The sequence below is a fragment of the Marinococcus luteus genome (assembly GCF_900106595.1).
Taxonomy (GTDB): domain Bacteria; phylum Bacillota; class Bacilli; order Bacillales; family Marinococcaceae; genus Marinococcus; species Marinococcus luteus.
Genome location: NZ_FNNC01000002.1, coordinates 227,246 through 247,803, shown reverse-complemented (window position 1 = coordinate 247,803; position 20,558 = coordinate 227,246). Strand labels below are relative to the sequence as shown.

At 42.7% G+C, this 20,558-nt stretch carries 13 protein-coding genes and 1 pseudogene; all 14 read left to right on the top strand.

Going from position 1 to position 20,558, the window contains the following annotated elements:
• The first annotated feature begins 48 nt into the window (after nt 1-48).
• Entirely contained in the window at nt 49-1,236 is a 1,188-nt protein-coding gene (locus BLV22_RS06600; protein WP_091612887.1) for a glycosyltransferase family 4 protein, read from the top strand.
• A 38-nt stretch (nt 1,237-1,274) separates the two neighbouring features.
• Nucleotides 1,275-2,573: an O-antigen polymerase gene (locus BLV22_RS06595; protein ID WP_091612885.1), complete on the top strand. Its 1,299-nt coding sequence runs from the start codon at nt 1,275-1,277 to the stop codon at nt 2,571-2,573.
• A gap of 112 nt (nt 2,574-2,685) precedes the next feature.
• Nucleotides 2,686-3,594, top strand: a complete 909-nt coding sequence (locus tag BLV22_RS06590) for an ATP-grasp fold amidoligase family protein (RefSeq protein WP_091612882.1) — start codon at nt 2,686-2,688, stop codon at nt 3,592-3,594.
• 83 nt (nt 3,595-3,677) lie between these two features.
• Nucleotides 3,678-4,898 (top strand): glycosyltransferase family 2 protein, encoded by a 1,221-nt coding sequence (locus BLV22_RS06585; RefSeq protein ID WP_091612880.1) that lies wholly within the window; start codon nt 3,678-3,680, stop codon nt 4,896-4,898.
• Nucleotides 4,899-4,923: 25 nt separating this feature from the next.
• Nucleotides 4,924-6,219 carry a lipopolysaccharide biosynthesis protein gene (locus BLV22_RS06580; RefSeq protein WP_091612878.1) on the top strand — a complete coding sequence of 432 codons (1,296 nt, stop codon included), beginning with the start codon at nt 4,924-4,926 and terminating at the stop codon, nt 6,217-6,219.
• A gap of 242 nt (nt 6,220-6,461) precedes the next feature.
• Nucleotides 6,462-7,217 carry a YveK family protein gene (locus tag BLV22_RS06575; RefSeq protein WP_091612876.1) on the top strand — a complete coding sequence of 252 codons (756 nt, stop codon included), beginning with the start codon at nt 6,462-6,464 and terminating at the stop codon, nt 7,215-7,217.
• Between the two features lie 1,759 nt (nt 7,218-8,976).
• Nucleotides 8,977-11,011, top strand: a pseudogene (locus tag BLV22_RS06570) (beta-galactosidase).
• A gap of 11 nt (nt 11,012-11,022) precedes the next feature.
• Nucleotides 11,023-14,064 carry a glycoside hydrolase family 2 TIM barrel-domain containing protein gene (locus tag BLV22_RS06565; protein ID WP_091612874.1) on the top strand — a complete coding sequence of 1,014 codons (3,042 nt, stop codon included), beginning with the start codon at nt 11,023-11,025 and terminating at the stop codon, nt 14,062-14,064.
• A 299-nt stretch (nt 14,065-14,363) separates the two neighbouring features.
• Entirely contained in the window at nt 14,364-14,717 is a 354-nt protein-coding gene (locus BLV22_RS06560; protein WP_091612871.1) for a hypothetical protein, read from the top strand.
• A gap of 150 nt (nt 14,718-14,867) precedes the next feature.
• Nucleotides 14,868-16,034, top strand: a complete 1,167-nt coding sequence (locus BLV22_RS06555; RefSeq protein WP_091612868.1) for an MFS transporter — start codon at nt 14,868-14,870, stop codon at nt 16,032-16,034.
• 179 nt (nt 16,035-16,213) lie between these two features.
• Nucleotides 16,214-17,221, top strand: a complete 1,008-nt coding sequence (locus BLV22_RS06550) for a DUF726 domain-containing protein (RefSeq protein WP_245724035.1) — start codon at nt 16,214-16,216, stop codon at nt 17,219-17,221.
• A gap of 18 nt (nt 17,222-17,239) precedes the next feature.
• Nucleotides 17,240-18,508: a hypothetical protein gene (locus BLV22_RS06545; protein WP_091612862.1), complete on the top strand. Its 1,269-nt coding sequence runs from the start codon at nt 17,240-17,242 to the stop codon at nt 18,506-18,508.
• Between the two features lie 279 nt (nt 18,509-18,787).
• Complete coding sequence (locus BLV22_RS06540) at nt 18,788-20,041, top strand: L-lactate MFS transporter (RefSeq protein WP_091613379.1); 1,254 nt, start codon at nt 18,788-18,790, stop codon at nt 20,039-20,041.
• A gap of 58 nt (nt 20,042-20,099) precedes the next feature.
• Nucleotides 20,100-20,456: a Na-translocating system protein MpsC family protein gene (locus BLV22_RS06535; RefSeq protein WP_091612859.1), complete on the top strand. Its 357-nt coding sequence runs from the start codon at nt 20,100-20,102 to the stop codon at nt 20,454-20,456.
• Nucleotides 20,457-20,558: the final 102 nt, after the last annotated feature.

Sequence of the window (20,558 nt, the reverse complement as noted above, 5' to 3'; positions counted from 1 at the left end):
ATTAAACGACTAAAATATGACGAACAATGAAAGAAAGAGGGGCTGCTTTTGAAACTCTTATTCGTGCATAATATAAGGTTGAAAAGTGATAAAGTCGGCAATTCGTATACCCACAGTAGCTACAATAAAAAGATATGGAATAGATACCATTCAATTGCTGATGAATTAAGTGTAATAGTTAGAAAGGACCGTAATTTATACACAAAAGCAGAAGCTCAAAAGTACTTCGAAATTTTTGATAAGGATAAAATAAACAGTATAGAAGTGACAGATCATACGGCTTCCTTGAAAAGCTTTATTAATCCTATTAAAAGAATACAAAAAAATTATAGAATAAAAAAAGCAGTCCAAAGCCATGATTGCTTAATTGCCAGACTGCCATCAGAGTATGGTTACACTGCAATAAAATATGCAAAAAAATATAATAAACCGTATTTAGTAGAGGTAGTGGCTTGCGGATGGGATAGTTTATGGAACTATAACATTAAAGGGAAAATATTAGCTCCGATAAATTTTTTGAAACAAAAAAAACATGTGAAAAATGCTCAGCTTGTGGTTTATGTAACTAATAATTTCCTTCAAAAACGTTACCCAACGAAAGGGGATAATATAAGTTGTTCAAATGTAGCATTACATAGTATTAGTGATGAAGTTCTACAAGAAAGAATTTCAAAAATCGAAAGAACGACTGATAAAATGATATTAGGAACTACAGCAGCTGTAGATGTTAAATATAAAGGCCAAGAATATATTATAAAGGCTTTAGGAGAACTGAAAAAGCAAGGATATACTAAATATGAGTATCAGTTAGTTGGTGCAGGAGATCAACAGTACTTAGAAAAAATTGCTAAGGAAAACGATGTTTTGAACCAGGTAGTATTTTTAGGTCCCATGAAACATCAAGAAGTTTTTGAATGGTTAGATAAAATTGATATTTACGCTCAACCTAGTCGACAAGAAGGCTTACCCAGAGCTTTAATTGAAGCGATGAGTAGAGCCCTGCCTGCGTTAGGTGCGAACACCGCAGGTATTCCAGAACTGATAGACAATAATTTTATTTTCAGCAATACAAATAAAAATATAAACGAAATATGTTCAATTTTATTAAAAACTTCAAAAAACGAATTAATTGAACAAGCAAAAATTAATTTTAATACATCTAAAGAATACGAAGAAGGAATTATTGAAAGGAGAAGACAAGAATTTTTCCAAAAACTTAAAAATCAAACCTTATAACTTTCTAACGTATTCTTAAATAGAAAAAGAGGTTAAGAATGGTAACTATATTTTTACTAGTATTATTATCACTATTACTAATTAATTTGCAACTAACAAGAGATTTTTTTCACCCTACTATTATATTTAAAATTGTGTGGCTCATGAGTGCTACTGTTTTACTTTTTTATCAAAACAGATGGGGAGTATCTTTGTCATTTGAAACTATATGTATATTTTTATCAGGCTTTCTAGCTTTTGATCTTGGATTTGTGTTCTTTCGAGTTCTTAAAGGAAAAAATTATTTCAAAGCATTAAACAATTTTAATGTAAATTCTTCTGATGAACAGCAATTAAAACTCAAAAAAAATCGTGTTTTTCTTCTCTTTACTTTAGTTATATTAATGTCAAGTTATTTATTATATGATATTTCCACTTTGATTGGAGGAATTACAGCATTTTTTTCTGAAAGCTTTTTAATGGATTATAGAGTTCTTCAATATGACGAATCCAGTTCAACTAATACTCAACAATTTTTATTTCGAGCGTTAGAAGTAATTGGAGTCAGTGTTCTCATCTTTTCTTTGCGAGAAAAAAACAAAAGTAAAACTAGGTTATTTATGTATTTGCTCATACTTACAATAACTTTTGGTATACAACTGTTAACTACAGGAAGAATGAGATTTTTAGCCATATTAGTACAATTCTCTATTATTTATTTAATTAACGAAAGAAAAAATGGAAAGTTTTTAACATTCAAAAGCCAAAAGAAATTTTCTTTTAATTTGTTTGGGATCTTTTTGTTATTTATATCTATTTTTTATTTATATGGTAAGTATGGAGTGGATAAAATTGATGAAAACGATCCGTTCAATAGTATTGCAATTTATATAGCCTCCCCTTTACCAGCTTTTGATATTACTTGGCCCCTGTACTCCAATACAAGTGAGTACTTTGGCCAAGCAGTATTAGCACCAGTCTATAATATACTGAATAAAATATTTGGTATTGATTACACTAGTGGGGCAGATGAAGTAACAAAAGAATTTGTAAAGGCTGAAAATGGTTTTAGTACTAATGTATACACTCTTTTTCATGAACAAATTTTGGACTTTGGTGTTTGGTTTGTTCCTTTTGTTATGTTTTTCATAGGGCTCTTAATGGCATTTTTAAAATACAAGGCAACACTAGAAAAGAAAATAGGCTTTTGGAGTGCAATTTATAGTATGTTTATGTTTTCTATAGTTATTTCTTTCTTTCAAGATACATTTTTTATTAACAGCAGTTTTACTTTCATGTCCCTTCTAATATTTTTAATAATATTTAAAACAAAAATTATAAATTCAAAAACAATTTAAATTTTAAATAACGTCGATATATTTATTCAATTATTAAAAGAAGGATATAGAATTTTTTAAGTCAGTATTATAATATGGTTATTTAATTAAATTGTAGGAGTAGTCAAATAAAATGTCTTTTAAAAAAATCTTTAAAAAAAATAAAAAATTATTACTCATTTATAGAAAATATAAATATTTTATTTCCAGTAATTTTTATTCAGATGAAAAATTTATTAAGAAACAATTTAAAAAAAGAGTGGGAAGGAAAGTTAATTTAGATCATCCAGTAGAGTTTAATGATAAATTGCAATGGCTTAAGTTATATAAACGAGAGCCCTTGGCTGTAAAATGTGCAGATAAGCTTGAAGTTAGAAGTTTTGTAGAAGCTAAGATAGGCAAAAAATATCTTAATGATGTATACGCTATTTATGAAAGTGTAGAAGAGATAAGTTTTGAAGAATTACCTAAGTCTTTTGTGTTGAAAGGGACCCATGGGTCTGGCTTTAATATTGTTTGTAAAAATAAGTATAAGTTAAATTGGAAAAATGAACAAAAAAAAATGAAGCAGTGGTTGAAAACAAATTATTATTGGTTGAACCGCGAATGGGTGTATAAAGATATTAAACCAAAAATAATATGTGAAAAGTATATCGAAGATGAAGAGGAAAAAGCAGCACTTACTGATTACAAATTCTTTTGTTTTAATGGAAATACAAAATATTGTCAAGTGATTAGAGGCAGGGGGAATGAAGAGAGTATTGACTTTTATGATATTAATTGGAATCATATGCCGTTTACTGGCTTAAGACCTTTACCCAATGCTAAAAAAAATTATGATAAACCTGAAAAATTTGAGGAAATGGTCAACTTAGCAAATAAATTATCCTCACCTTTTATATTTGTTAGAGTGGATTTTTATTATATCAAAGGAGAAATAATTTTTGGAGAGTTAACATTTTTTCCAGAAAGTGGTTACGGAAGTTTTTATCCAAAAAAATGGAACAGAATAATAGGTGAAATGTTGCGTTTAACACCTTGATATATTCACAATAGCTTATTAATAATGGTGAATTTTCATTAATTATCAAAAATGATGCAAATATTTTGCAAAAGAGGTTTAAAATGAAAAGCAATTTGAAAATAATAATTATTAAAACTTTTAAATTAATACCACCACGAACAAGAGAAAAAATTATTATCATGTATCTCTCTATAGTAAATATTTCTAATGTAATTAAAAATGTTAGAAAAACTAAAAAAACCTTAAATTATATTAAAAAAGAACAACCTATTTTATACAAAAATTCAAAGAAAGCATTATGGAGATATTGTTTTAGACAAACAGATTCCAAAAAGCATAAAGAATATCTTGACACTTATGCACGACAAAATGTGAAGTGTATACAACAAAGAATAAAATCTAATCTTCCTTATGATGAACCAATTTTGATTTGTGCTGTTAAAAATGATATTAGAAGAATAAAAATGCAGTTAGACCATCATAGAGAATTGGGGATAGTAAATTTTGTTTATATAGATAACATGTCGGATGATGGAACTTATGAATGGCTAATAAACCAAGGAGTAGACGTTTATAGGGTTGAAGATAAGTTTAGCGCTACTGCTAAAAATGCTTGGTTTCGTCAAGTTACAGATAAATATGGTTACAATAGGTGGTACATTATATTAGATTCGGATGAATTATTCGTTTATCCAGGTATGGAAGAAGGGAAAATTCATAATTTAATAAAGTTTGCTGAGAGAGAAAAAATGAATTTTTTACAGTCTTTTATGATAGATATGTATTCTAAAGAACAACTAAATAATAATAAGCCTAAAGAAATTGATATTACTAAATATGATATAAAAAAATATAATTGTTTTTTTGATAAAGACAATTACTATATTTTACCTAGCTATAAAGGTGAGAGAATTCATGGAGGGTCTAGAGCTAGATTATTTAGTGATTCATCACACAGTTTTGCCCCATTATTAACGAAAAATCCTTTGTATTATCTAAAAAAAGAAGAAGTGTTTGGCGTGCACTATACAATTCCCTATTATGATAATTTTAATAAACCTATTATATCTGGTATATTACATTATAAATTTTTACCAGAAGATAGTTACAAATATACGCAAATTGTTAAAGAGGGAAATTATGCTAATGGCAGTGCGGAATACAAGCAATATCTAAAAATTATGGAAGAACAACCGAATTTACATTTTTTTAATAATAACTCTCAAAAATTTAACTCTTCATTTGATCTGTTAACAATCAATATATTTAATAAAAATATGAGTGAGAAACTTGTTTCTTATATTAAACAATCATCTAAATGATAACTTATGAGTTCAGGAGTATGACATGTTAAAGAAAATTAAAGTACTTACAAACGGCTCTTTTGTTAGAAATGTAATTATATTAGCTTCAGGAACTGCAGGAGCTCAGGTTATAGTAGTAGCCTCTTCACCTTTAATTACTAGAATTTACGGTCCAGAAGCATTCGGCCTGCTTGGAGTTTTTCTAGCAATGATCACTATCGTGACTCCAGCTGCAGCCTTGACTTACCCTATAGCTATTGTTTTAGCGAAAAACAAATTTGAGGCTAAAGAGATTATAAAATTATCATTGATTTTGTCAATTCTTTTGGGTGGATTGTCTTTTGTGTTAATAACTTTCTTTCAAGAGTTTTTAATTAACACATTTAATATAAGACAAATAGCTCCTTATTTATTTTTTATACCTTTAATAATAGTTTTTGGAGCTATGTTGCAAGTGTCTGAGCAATGGCTAATTAGAATCAATAACTTCAAAACGTCTGCAAAAGTAAAATTCAACCATTCTATACTACTATACGGATCTATGATAGTGATTGGTTTGATTACACCTGTTTCTGCAGTTTTAGTGACTTTAGCAGCTTTAGGTAATTTAATTAAATCTTTAATGATGACTTATTATTCGTTGAACAAATCATTATTTATCCCACTGAACGAATTTAAAATAAAAAAAGAAAAATTGTTCTTGGTCGCTAAAGAATATAATGATTTTCCAAAATATCGTGCTCCTCAAGAAGTTATAAATGCAGCTTCGAAAAGTTTACCGATAATAATGCTCAGCACTTTCTTTGGTCCTGCCGCCGCAGGTTTTTATTCTATCGGTAATACTGTACTTAAAATGCCTTCACAATTAATTGCTAAATCTGTTGGGGACGTTTTTTATCCAAGAATCACTAAAGCGAGCTTTAGCAATGAAAAAATAACACCATTAATGCTGAAAGCTACTATGGCACTAATATTAGTAGGTATTATCCCTTTTGGTATTATAATTGCTTTTGGACCACCACTATTTGATTTTATTTTTGGGAACGACTGGTATAAAGCAGGTGAATACGCACGTTGGATAGCTATTGCTTCATTTTTTTCGTTTATAAATAGACCTAGTGTAAAATCACTTCCAGCATTAAAAGCCCAGAGGTTTCATTTACTGCATGAGATTGCTTCTGTGATTTTAAGAGTAATAGCTTTAGTAATTGGTTTTGTGATTTTTGAAAATGATATGATTGCTGTAGTGCTTTTTTCTGTCGTGGGTGCATTATTAAGTGTTTACTTGATTGTTTATTCGATAGTTTTAGCCAAAAGAGAAGATGAAAAAATAAGTTAATAAATATAGAACTATAAAGAGCAATTAGAAATTGAAACATAAATGTTGAAAAAATATAAATATGGTATGAGACTTATTTTAATGTTAAGTTAGGAAAATAGAAAAAGATGTATGTACAATTGGTTTTGTTATCACTTCACAAATTAGTTTAAATATCTATATAAAGCTTTTACTCTTTAGAACTAAATTTTCAAAGAATGAATTTCTTAGTATCAATCAATAATAATTAAGTGGAGGAAACTATGGAAGAAACAATAAATTTCAAAGAAGTATTTCAAACAATCAAAAAAAGATTTAATGTCATTATTGGAACAACAATTGGTGCTTTGCTTATCAGTGCATTTGTAACATTTTTCATTTTAACACCCCAATATGAAGCTTCTTCTCAAATTTTAGTTAACCAATCACAAACAGAAAACGAAGAGTTATCAGCGACCGATTTGCAGTCAAGCCGAGAGCTCATTAATACATATAACGTTATTATGGTAAGCCCAGCTATATTAAACTCTGTAATGGAAGAAACAAATTATCAAGGAACGGTAAGCGATCTTCGTTCTCAAATTAATGTCTCAGCCGAAGAAGAATCACAAGTAGTTACTGTCACTGTAGAAGATGAAGATCCTCAAAAAGCTGTTTCTGTAGTAAACACATTAAGCCAAATTTTTGAACAAGAAATTTCAAATATTATGGATGTAGATAATGTTAGCATACTCTCAGAAGCACAAATTGAAGATAGTGAAAACCCGGTTTTTCCACAACCTACTTTAAACTTAGTTATAGCATTGGTGATTGGGTTCATAGTAGGAATAGGTATTGCATTTTTACTTGAATTCTTAGATAAAACAATTAAAAATGAAGAAGATATTGAAAAAGAACTTCAATTACCTATTCTTGGAGTCGTTCCGTTGATGTCAGAGAAAGAGTTGAATCAACCAAAAACTACTTCTGGAAAGCAATCTCGGGCCAAGACGCGAGAGGGCGAGCGCAAAACTTCTTAATAATTAACACTAACAACTCTTTATAATTTGTTTTTCTACAAGAGAGATAAGTATCAAGACTGGCCAATCTTGGGTCCTCCCGACCTTTTAGTGAAGGTAGTTAAGGGAATAGGAATGGTATCACGAGGGGGGAAGGGGACAGTTTGATGAACGTGTTCGGTTTGTATCCCGGGCGCGACTGTTTACAAGCTGTTATATCGTCGATCCAGATGAATTTCTATCTCAAAAATCCGTTTCCTTACGGTATTTGCCTGTCTTGTGGCCATGTACCGGAACGTATTAACAGTCATGATTGGAGTACGTTAATCGATACCCCGATTGGTGAGCGTGCGGATCTCCTTCACCTTCGGTGTCGGAAATTCTTTTGTCCTGTACCTAGCTTATTTTTATAGAACGGCATCCGACCTAGTATTGTCCTTATGCTCGGAAAACCGAACGGCTTCGATCTTGCCTCACTAAACGGGCTTCTTCCTCCGCTGTCGACAATGGCTCTAATTTGAGAGCGTGTCGACAGTTTTTTTATGCTATGATAAAAAGAAGTAGCCTGGAAAGGGGTTATGGTGCATGATGAGGCGGAATACGAAAGAAGCTCGTTAATGGAAAGTGACCATTCAGTTGGATTAGTTAGTGCCTGCGGACCACCTAGTCCACCAAATCGAGGCCGCGTTGGGTTTTTCTTTTAATTACGGCGAAGTCGCATCCCTCTATGGTCCTATCGGCCGGTCAAACATTGACCCGATCGATCACTGGTTGAAACGAGTTTTTCTGAGAAAGGTGGAAAATTTCGGTCTCGTTCGTTTCCTCAGCGTCAACAACAAGTGATCTAGTCTCGCGCCCATGGACCGAAAAGGAAGAGCAAAAATGGCACGTAATTCAATAAGTTCAGGCTCAGCATTGACAAGGCATTTCGCTCTCTCGCATCAGCCGGAATTTTTCCCTAGATCGAAAGACGGTCCGGAAATACTGTTCCCTCCGGACGCCTATGGGCCACGAACACCAAAGCTCCTATAGCGTGGAACCGTATCGATCGATCGTCCTTCCGTTAGTCAAGAAAGGTGTATCTATCTTCCCCTATATTTTCACTGTCATTCAAGCCCAAGGCTACCGAAGATCCTTTTCGACCTTAAAGGATGTTCTCACTCATTTACACGCTAATCCGACAGAGAACGCCTCCCCGCCTCCCACATGTGTTACCTTTGTCGCGAAATCGTCTCCATACGTATCTTTGGCCCCATCAGCCCTTTCATCGCAGGGAGCAGTTGCCATCAAGGTATTAGAGGATCAATACCCTCCCTTCGGGAAGTGGAATCTATGGTGGAGACCTTTCAGCATCGAACCGACTTGGCGTCCTTTGAAGCCTGGGTACAGCAGGCTTCAAAGCTCTATTCCCGAAATTCAAAACGTCAACATCTACTTTTATTCGGACTGAAACGCCGTCACCAATGCCTATCGTTTCCATTGAAGTAATAGGATAGTGGAAGGGTGTGTGAACCGTATTAAGGTGATTAAACGCCAAATGTGTGATGGAGCCAACGTCGATCCTTTGCGTCAAAAAGTGCTCTATATTTGGCTGAAGGTATAGCGAAAAAATAATCTTTTATCTTACATACGCTCACATTTTCCTTCACTAAAAGTTCGGGAGAACCAGTTTATTGCCGGGATTCTGGGTGTTTCTGTGAAAGGATAGCTTTTCCAGGAAAACACAAAATACACGCTAGCGGTGAAAGGAAGATATATATTGGAACGCGACTATCAGTCCATGTTCCCGACTCCGGGAACGCTTCTGCACGGGGCTGACTACAACCCCGAGCAGTGGCTCGATTATTCCGACAAGCTTGAAGATGATATCCGGCTCATGAAGGAAGCCAAATGCAACGTTATGTCCGTCGGGATTTTTTCCTGGTCGAGCCTGGAGCCGGAGGAGGGCACATTTACGTTCGAATGGCTAGACCGGATTCTGGATCAGTTCCAGGCGAGCGGCATCTACGCCTTTCTCGCCTCGCCAAGCGGTGCCCGGCCGGCATGGATGTCCGAAAAGTACCCGGAGGTGCTCCGCGTAAACGAGCGCCGGCAGCGCAATCTGCACGGGTTGCGTTACAACCACTGCTATACGTCGCCGGTTTACCGGGAGAAGACGGAGCAAATGAACACCCGCCTGGCCGAACGCTACGCCCATCACCCCGCAGTGATCGGCTACATATTTCGAACGAATACGGCGGCGAGTGTCACTGTCCGCTCTGCCAGGCAGCATTCCGTAAGTGGCTGAAAAATAAATACGGCACGCTCCAGCAGCTGAACCATGACTGGTGGACGACGTTCTGGAGCCACACGTATTCCTTTTGGGAACAGATTGAATCCCCGGCTCCGCACGGCGAAACGATGGTGCACGGGCTGAACCTGGACTGGAAACGGTTTGTCAACGACCAGACGATTGATTTTTACGAGCACGAGCTCCGCCCGTTCCGCGAAGCCAACCCGAAGCTGCCGGCGACAGCCAATTTCATGGAAGCCTTCGACGAGCTGGATTATGCCAAGTTTGCCAAGGTCGTCGACTTTATTTCCTGGGATTCGTACCCGACGTGGCACTATCGCGAAGATGACACGGACCTGGCTGCCTGGGTCGGCATGAACCATGACTGGTTCCGGTCCATGAAGGACGGCCAGCCGTTCTTCCTGATGGAAAGTACGCCGAGCACCACCAACTGGCAGCCGCTCAGCAAGCTGAAAAAGCCGGGGGTTCATATGCTGTCGTCCCTGCAGGCGGTGGCACACGGCTCCAACTCGGTGCAGTATTTTCAGTGGCGGAAAAGCCGCGGATCGAGCGAAAAGTTTCACGGCGCCGTTGTGGACCACGCCGGACACGAAGAGACGAGGGTGTTCCGGGAAGTAGCCGCGCTTGGCCAGGCGCTCGAAGCTGCCGGAGAGCTCGCGGGCACCACGGTGCAGCCGGAAGTGGCGGTCATTTTTGACACCGAAAACCGCTGGGCGGTCAAGGATGCCCAGGGGCCGCGAAACAGTGGCGTTCATTACGAAGCAACTGTTAAAGACCACTACAAAGCGTTCTGGAAGCAGGGTGTGCCGGTGGATATGATTGATATGGACAAGGATCTGTCGCCGTACAAGGTGCTTGTTGCCCCGATGCTGTATATGGTGCGCGAGGGTGTTGGCGAGAAAATTACCGAATTTGTGAAAAACGGCGGTACGCTGATTACCACGTACTGGTCCGGAATTGTGGATGAACACGACCTGTGCTTTCTGGGAGGATTCCCGGGTCCCCTCCGCGAGGTGCTCGGCATCTGGTCCGAAGAAATCGACAGTCTCGGCGACGGCGAAGAAAACACCATGGTCAAACGGGTGGACGTGCCGGGGCTCGGGGGTGAATATACGCTTACGGAGCTGTGCGATCTGATTCATACGGAAGGCGCGGAGGTGCTGGCTTCGTACCGGGATGATTTTTATGCCGGCCGGCGCTCACTCGCAACCGTTACGGCAGCGGGCAGGCGTATTATATAGCCGCCCGCGCCGGGGAATCGTTTTACGACGACTTTTACGCCTCCGTTCTTCGGGAAAGCGGGGTGGAGCGATTGGCAGACACCCCGCTTCCGCACGGTATGACCGTACAAAAACGCGAAAACAACAGCCATCAATACCTGTTCGTTTCCAATTTCAGCGAACGAAAGGAGAGCCTGACGTCTAAGAAACTGACCGGAACGAACCTGGTGAGCGGGGAAACGGTTCATGAAACCCTCACACTCCCACCGCGCGGTATTACAATTATTAAACAGTCCAAGTAGGAGGCATTGTTATGCAAAAAGATTGGAAAGACTTAACCACCCTGCAGCGGAGCCGCCGGGCGGCACGGGCATCGTTCGTATCACAGACCGACACTGGAGGCGCACGCGGCGTCACGCTGTTAAACGGCGACTGGAAATTTCATTACGCGCCGTCTCCGGAGGAGGCGCCGGAGGCGTTTTACGAGCCGGATTTCTCCGACGCGTCCTGGGATACGCTTGCCGTTCCGTCGCACTGGCAGCTGCACGGTTACGGTCGTCCGCATTACACGAACGTGATTTATCCGTTTCCGGTGGATCCGCCACACATTCCGTCCGAAAATCCAACCGGAAGCTACCGTCGGACCTTTGAGCTGGCGGAGGTACCGGGGGATCACACGGTGCTGCTGGCCTTTGAAGGCGTCGACAGCGCATTTCACGTCTGGGTGAACGGCCAGTTAGCTGGCTACAGCCAGGGCAGCCGGGTACCTGGAGAATTTGATGTTTCGGAGCTTGTTCATGCCGGTACCAATCATATCGCGGTGCGTGTGTACCAGTGGTCAGACGGCAGCTACATTGAAGACCAGGACATGTGGTGGATGAGCGGTATTTTCCGCGACGTATCCGTGCAGGTCAAACCGCCCGTGTACGTAAATGACTTTTTTGTGCAGACGTTGCTCGATGACGATTACCGGGATGCGGTCTGCCGGGTAGACGTGCAGACAAATCGCGGAAACGGGGCTTACACGGTAGATGCCTATCTGTATGACGGAGCGGAGGAGATCGGGGCCGGCCAACTGCCGGCGGACAGCTCGGGAGCGAGCGTGGACATGCACGTAGCGAATCCGGAAAAGTGGTCGGCAGAATCGCCTTATCTGTATCAGCTCGTGCTGGTGGTGCGAAACGACAGCGGGGAAGAGGTGGACCGGGTTGTTCACGACGTTGGCTTCCGGTCTGTCGAACTGAAGGGCGGCGTATTTCTCGTCAACGGCGTACCGATTACGCTGAAGGGCGTGAACCGTCACGATCACGATCCGGAAACCGGACGTGCGGTCAGCAGAGCGCGCATGGAGGAAGACGTGCTGTTAATGAAGCAGAACAATATTAACGCTGTGCGCACCGCGCATTACCCGAACGCGCCGGCCTTTTATGATCTGTGTAACCGCTACGGTTTGTATGTGATCGACGAAGCAGACCTGGAGTGCCACGGCTTTGACGTGATTAACGACTGGAGTCAGCTCAGCCGGGACCCGGAGTGGAAAGAGGCGTATATGGACCGGATGGTGCGGATGGTCGAACGCGACAAAAACCACCCGTCGATCATTATATGGTCGCTCGGCAACGAGTCCGGCTTCGGTCCGAACCATCAGGCGATGGCCGACTGGGCGAAGGAGCGCGACCCGGGGCGGCTCGTGCACTATGAAGGCGAAACACGCCAGCTGATGGACGAAGCGAAGGTCCGGAACCAGCCCGACCACGATCCGACCGCGTCCGACATGTTTACGACCATGTATACAAGCGTCGAGGTGATGGACCGGCTCGGGGCACACACGGAGTACGAGAAACCGCATATTCTGTGCGAATACGCGCACGCGATGGGCAACGGCCCGGGCGGACTGAAGGAATACTGGGAAACAATTCGCCGCCATGACCGCCTGCAGGGCGGATTCGTATGGGAATGGATTGACCAGGGCATTTTAAGCACCACCGACGAGGGCAGGAAGTACTTCGCTTACGGCGGCGACTTCGGGGAGTATCCGCACGATGGCAACTTTGTCATTGACGGTCTGTTGATGCCAGACCGGACACCGTCCCCGGCGCTTCGGGAATACAAAAAAATCATCCAGCCGATCTGGGTGGAAGCGGATAGCGACGGGGAGTACCGGATTGTGAACGAGTACGATTTTCTCGGCACGGACCATCTGGCGGTCCACTGGCAGGTGAAAATCGACGGTACGACCGTTCAGGCAGGCGAGCTGCGCGGTATCGAGGTGCCGGCACGTTCGTCGCAGCCGATCAGCATTCCGTATGAAACGGTGGAGGCAGAAGCTAACGAAGAAGTGGTTCTCTCCGTGGATTGCTCGTTGAGGGAAGATGCGCTTTGGGCGCCGGCCGGTCACGAAGTCGCCTGGAGTGAGCATGTCCTGCAGGAGGCGGTGCTTCCGGGAGACGTAGCGGATGAAAGCGGCGGAGCTTTGCTTGCAGTGACCGAAACCCCGGCCGAGTGGATTATTTCCGGGGAAATAACGCACCTTGCTTTCTGCAGACAGACCGGCAGAATGAACGCATGGACCCATAACGGGGAGCCTTTGATCGAGCACGGGCCGAAGCTGAATCTGTGGCGGGCACCGATCGATAACGACCGCTGGGCACAGCCGGAATGGAAAGCTGTGCCGTCGGAAGAAATGTGGAAGTCCTTCGGGCTCCATTACCTGCTTACCCGGACGAAAAAAGTCGAAGTGGCTGAACACGGCGAAATGGTGCACGTGAACGTTCAGGAAAGCGTGGCGCCTCCGGGACTTGCGTGGGGGATGGAGGTCGAGTGGACGTATGTGGTTGCACCCTCGGGAACGGTGGACATAGATGTTTCTGTTGTACCGCATGGCCACTATCCGGAAACCCTGCCGCGGGTCGGCATCGAATGGACCGTGCCAAAATCCATGCAGCAGGTGGACTGGCTAGGTCTCGGGCCGGGAGAAGCCTACCGCGACAGCCGGCAGTCCGTGCGGCGCGGCCAGTGGTCGCTTCCGGTGCCGGAATTGATGATCCCGTACATTTTCCCGCAGGAAAACGGAAACCGCCACAATGTGCGCGAAGTGACAATGAAAGGTGGGGCCGTTTCGTTAACGGCTGAAGCGCGAGGCGAGCGTTTTGACTTTACCATTCAGGAGTATAACCGGGAAACTATTGAACAGGCCCGTCACCGTTATGAACTGGTAAAAGCTGACTATGTGACGGTGCAGGTAGATCACCAGCAGCACGGGCTTGGATCTGCGAGCTGCGGACCGGACGTATCGGAGTCGTACCAATTGCGCACCGAACCTTTTTACTTTAAGCTGCGACTGCGCGGGGAATGAAATGAATTAATACGTTTTGAGCTGTGAATACAAAGCGAGTAGTAAGATATTCTAAAGACGTCCTGTAGGGACAGTAGAATACATGCGCATTCTATCCAGTGAAAAGGCAGCCATGCAGAAGGCTGTCTTTTTGCGTGGGTAATCACCATGTTCAATACTAAGTACTTTAATCCTGACACGGTGTTGCTCGTGGAACTGTTTCAGCCGCAGTGAATTTGGGTGCTTCTCATGAAAACATTCACCATTCATGTATAACTTTCCTTTCTTTTGGGAATAGGGAGAGGAAAGGAGTTGTCATTATGAGAAACACATTCATTGCAGCCCAGGTCCGCTCGGATCGCTGGGAAGACATCGGCTCTCTTTTTCGTGATAGTGCAATTGTAAACTTCGAACAGGCGAAGGAACGAAAAGAAGGATTACTCATTCCCTTCTTTTACGACGAATATATGATGTGGAAACCGGAAACGTATGAGCTGCTGGAAGAACTGCAGGGGCGCCCGGTACACATAGAGGAGCTGGCCTCCTGCCGTTTGACCGGTTTTCGGCACGAATTGGTGCTTACAATCACCGATTGGGAGATTACCCCGGAAGGCATTATGGCCAGGCAGTACCAGAATCACGAAAAAACGACACCAAATGTGCAGCTGATATAACAGGAGAGAAGGCAGGGCCCGTTTGGGTGCTGCCTTTTTTCGTGCAGGCAGAATATCGTTTCCGGTGTCAGGTTCGTGTTAGAATGAAATAGAAGATTTTAGGATAGAAAGGGACGGAAGACACAACAGTCTTTCGAAGGTCATTGCTTTATGAATTCACGTGTATACTTATTGGCGGTGTCGGCGTTTATCGTCGGCATGGTCGAACTGATTATCAGCGGCATTCTGCCGCTCATTTCGGAGGATTTAGGGGTTTCTATTGCGATTGCCGGGCAGCTGATTACAATTTTTGCCCTCGTTTTTGCGGTGGCGGGACCGCTATTGCTTTCGTTTACGTCCAACGTGGAGCGCAAAACCGTCTACATGTGGGCGCTTGCGGTGTTTGCCATCGCGAATGTCGGCGCAAGCTTTGCTCCGACATTCGCGGTGCTGATGGCCGCCCGGTTCGTCACGGCGGCCAGCGCCGCGCTCATTATCGTGCTCGCGCTCACGATGGCGCCGAAGCTCGTGGAAGCGAAGTACCGCTCCCGCAGCATCGGCCTCGTCACGATGGGCGTGAGCTCGGCGCTCGTGCTCGGGGTGCCGCTCGGCGTGCTTATCGGGGACGCGTTCGGCTGGCGCATCATTTTTGTCATGATCGCGGTGCTGACCGTATTCATCGGCGCACTCATGGTCCGCTTCCTGCCGCGCATGCAGCCGGAACAGGTGGTCACGGTCGGCCAGCAGATCCGCTCGCTCAAGGATATCAAGATCGTCGGTATCCACAGCGTGACGCTGCTCGTACTCGCGGGCCACTATACGCTGTACGGCTACTTTAACCCATTCATGCAGGAGACGATGGGACTGAACTCGTTCTGGATCAGCGCCATGTTCTTCATATTTGGTGCTGCTGCGGTCTCCGGCGGGGGCGTCGGCGGCTGGCTGACCGACCAGTTCGGCTCCAAAAAAATGTCACTCACGTTCATCGCATCGTTTGCGGTCATCTTATTCATCCTGCCGTTTGCAACGAACTCGATGGCCCTCTTTATCATAGCGGTCATCATCTGGGGCATTCTCAGCTGGTCGATCGCCCCGGCGCAGCAGAGCTATTTGATTGCCGTCGCGCCGGAAACGTCGGATATCCAGCAGAGCGTGAACACTTCGGCGCTCCAGGTCGGCATTGCGATCGGTTCTATTCTCGGCGGCATCGTCGTGGAACAGTCCGTCGTCGCGGCTACCTCCTGGGCCGGAAGCGCCCTCGTAGTGGTCGCCATGGCGATTGCGCTTATGGCGTACCGGTCGCCGCGGGTGCGGGGAAGTGAACCTACTAAGTCATAATTATTTGAGAAGGGACTTTTTATTAATTTGCATCTCTGTTAATGACAAATCCGATTCAGTAAAAATTAACTGAATCGGATTTGTCATATTTTTAAAAAAATATAGTTTTATAGTCTCGCATATAGTACTATATTATTAGAAAATATTGTTAGTTATAAAAACATACTAGGGGGATTTTTATGAGTGTCTTGGAAAAATTTGGTTTAGATAAAAGGCAAACCCGATTACTTTTTAGTTTACAAAGGTCTTTAGTAATGTCTGATATTGAATTTGAAAAAAATAATACCATTAAAGAAAAAAAAGAAGAATGGCTGCAAAGTTGGGTTAAAGGTGTCGAAGATGTATTAAATGGAGAGGAATATCATGAATGGACCCTTGTTGAGGAAGAAAAACAATTAATAGAAGAATGCGAGATCGCTGTTAAAAATTGTGAGAATCTTCGAACACCTTTGTATTTAATATTGTTGGAACTGAATTTGTTTGTTCCGTACTTTCCTGTCGATGAAATAAAATTTAAAACACATGAAAGAGTAAAATACGATAAAAAAATACTCAATTACAATGTTGTGCGTTATGCACGCTTATTAGACATCGACGAAGAATTTATTGAAAATACAAATAAAACATTTAAAAAATCAGTGCGTTCTATTTCTAAAGTGGGTACAAAAATGCTGGCAGGGGCTGGAGGAGGAGCACTATTAATAGCTTTAACCGCTGGTCTTGCAACCCCCTTTATTGCTGGGCTGGCCGCCCCAGCCGGTTTGGCAGGGGCGGCGGCTACAAATGCAGGGTTGGCCGCAATTGGTGGTGGTGCAGTAGCTGCTGGCGGAATGGGTATGGCTGGCGGTATGACAGTTATAGTCGGGGGAGGAAGTATTTTTGGTTCATTAAGCGGTATGGCTTTAGGAGGAATGTTAAAGGATTCTTCAAGCTTAGCTCTGCGTGAAGGAGCAAAATTGGAAGTTATTATGAAAGAAATTATTTTATCTGAACAACATGATGTTAGATTTGCCCAAGAAATGATTGGCGAACAGAAAAAAGTCATTAAAAAATTAAATGAAGAGCTTACAGATTTAGAAATGAACGAAAAAGAAAATAAAAAACAAATTAAAAATTTATCGAAATCAATTCAATATTTAAAAACTACTCTCAAACGTTCAGAACATAATTTAGATGAATTTGTTTAATAAGGGAGAGTATATTAAATGACAAAAAAGAAAATTTTTGATTTCGATAATGACTTTGGTGAAATCCAAAATGACTTAGCAAATTCTCAAAATCGTTTGAGACAAAATAATATAAAGTCGAAGACTAATAGTTTAGAACTGCAACAATTGCAAAAAGAGTTAGAGTCACTAACAGGTCAAGAAAGTGAAAGCTCTAGCTTTTCACAACTTCCAAAAAACGATATTAATTATGATAAACAATATTTTTTAAATTTTTCAGAACAAACGCATAGAGAAATTGAAAAGGAAATTAATACAAATGCAAATTTGTTATCTCCTTTGACCAAAACTGATTACTTTGTAGCCTTTGCTATTGGTTTGGTAGGAGTTTTAGTTGATATGTTTTTAGTTAAATTGCCGAAAGATATCAATTATCTAGGTAAATATCATCAAAAAGGAAGTGCACTAACAAGCGAAATAAAAAAGATAGGAGGTGAAGGTGGAGATTTCAAGAATATTATTACTAAATTAGAAAAAACCTTTAAAGTAAATTACGATGCCAGCACAAGCAAAAGGTTCAATAATTATCAAGGAGATGTTAATGGCTTTTATCCTAAAACTCATAGAATGATGAGTTTAGGCCATGATCCTTTTTTTGGTCTTTTGTTTGGTACCTTAGATATTTGGAATGACAGTTTAACTTTTATAGATAGTAAAGGGATTATTCATTCAGTAGATATGAGCCACTTAGGTAAAGCTTCTCTAAACGATAAAATATTTGCTCCACTTTTATGGCTAGGTCATTTACTATCAGATGCATGTACAAAAATGGGTTTGCCTGTACCGGGTTGGGGCTTTACTCAATTGTTACAATTTGGCAGTTTAGGAGAGAATGACCGTACTTTTGCAGATATCGCAAGATGGATGTATGTAGAAGGATACGATTTAAGGCATTTTTTAACGATGAGCACAGTTCCGGGAAGTATTGAATTGTTAAACAGATTGTATCATAAAAAAACAAGTGACCCGTATGAGACACCTGGTTTATATTTAGATAGAAATTTAGATGAATTAGAACAAAATATTCGTCTGGAAAAAATGTTGTTTATAAGCCACTCAGTAGCAGCAAGTGGTAACGTGGCTAAAATTATTATGAAGCGTGGCAATCCATTGAGTTTTAATATGCCGGTATGGTTAGGTTTGATAAAACAAAGCGTTCAATTTACCTTAATTGAAACTCGTAATAAAGATGCCGAGAAAGCTGTGAGAAATAGGAATAAAATTAATAATACCTGGAATAACCTTTAAAAGGGAAAATGAGTAGAAATAAGCGGAAAGATAAAATTGAGATTGAAATCTTCCGTAAAAACAGCTATGATAAAGGTGTTCATAAAGCTGTAACATTTAAACATCGCGGCAGCGTTCCTGTTGGCGGTTTTAAATGAGTATAATTTTGGAAACGATTACATTGGTATTTCGGCAGAGGTCCTGCCTGAAGCTAAGCGTCGTTCTGTTTCTGCCTGGGGTTTTTTCCCCGGCGGCACAGACGGCGCTTTTTTTATTATTACATATAGAGGAGTGAGAGAAATGAGTAGAACAAAAAACCGCTGGCTGATTGCGCTTGCGGCTGTCGGGATTCATATTTCCATCGGCTCAGTCTACGCCTGGAGTGTGTTCACCAATCCGCTGATCGAAACCTACGGATGGAATTTAAGCGCGGTGTCGCTGACGTTCAGTATTGCGATTCTGTTTTTGGGGCTGTCGGCTGCGTTTATGGGCCACTTTGTTGAAAAGCACGGGCCGAGGGTATCGGGAATGGTTGCCGCGAGCTTTTTCGGATTCGGCATGATCGGCTCCGGGGCGGCCACGATGCTGGAGTCGCTCTGGCTGTTGTACATAACCTACGGAATGCTTGGCGGGATCGGCCTTGGCATCGGCTATATTACGCCGGTATCCACCCTGGTTAAATGGTTTCCGGACCGACGGGGGCTCGCTACCGGCCTTGCCATTATGGGATTTGGCTTTGCGGCCATGATCGCAAGCCCGGTAATGGCCTCGCTCATTGAAGGCGTCGGCATTCCATTGACGTTTCTCATTTTAGGCGCGGTTTATTTCGCAGTGATGATGAGCTCGGCGCTGTACCTCGAGCGTCCGCCGGAAGGGTACATGAAGGAATACGCGGCGGCTGGAAAGCAGAAGCCGGATCTTGCGCAGCTGACGGCGAATGAAGCGGTCAAGACGCGCCGTTTCTGGTACCTGTGGGTGATGCTGTTCATTAACGTGACGTGCGGGATTGCGATTTTATCGGTAGCTTCTCCAATGGCACAGGAAATTGCCGGTCTGTCGGCGGCCGCTGCGGCGACTACGGTCGGATTAATGGGCTTTTTCAACGGAGCCGGCCGCATTGCCTGGGCGAGCATTTCCGACTATCTCGGGCGTCCGAACGTATACACGGCATTTTTCCTGATCCAGATCGTCACCTTCTTTGCGCTGCCGAACCTGACCGTTGCACTTTTATTCCAGCTGGCACTGTTTTTGATCATGACGTGCTACGGCGGAGGCTTTGCTTCCATCCCGGCCTACATTGGCGATATTTTCGGCACCAAACAGCTCGGTGCCATCCACGGCTACGTGCTGACCGCCTGGGCGGCAGCCGGGCTTGCCGGGCCGCTGCTTGCCTCCTGGATCCGGGGCGTTACCGAGAGCTATGCGCTCACGCTTTCGATTTTCGGCAGCATGTTTATCGTCGCGCTTCTCGTGTCGCTGCTGATCCGGATCGACATCCGCCAGCTGAAGCAGGCCAACGCCGAGCCGGCCAAAGAAGAGAGACTTTCGAGTTGATTTTTACGGCTGCGGGGCATAAAATTTAGAGAGCTTAAATATAGTAAAGGTGAAAAAAATGAACAAATACGAAGCTGAGTTCAGCAACCTGGTTAAAGCGTTCCGCAAACGGCATATGGGCAAAGGACCGGGCAAAATCAACACGACCTTCTGCAAAAACTGGGCCATCTGCGAGATGGAGGGCAACCTGTCGCCGGTGGAAAAGTTTATTGCCGCCGCGGACAACGGCGAACAGATGCTGCGGGCGGCCCGGACCGAGATGGTGAAGGACATGTACAAAAAGAACCATCCCGTGGAGATGGAGGAGTTCCTCGGCAGCACGTTCGTCGATTTGTATGTGGATATTGATATTGAAAAGGACTTCGGCATGTCGGTCTTTGTGTTCAGTGACAACATTCAGGAGAAATTTTCTTAAATACACAGGTTAGGCACTTCGCAGCGACCCTGCAAAAGACTCAACCGCTTTGCGCTCCGGGCGATTCAGGCACCGGGGCGTGAGGTGGTTTTTTTATTATTA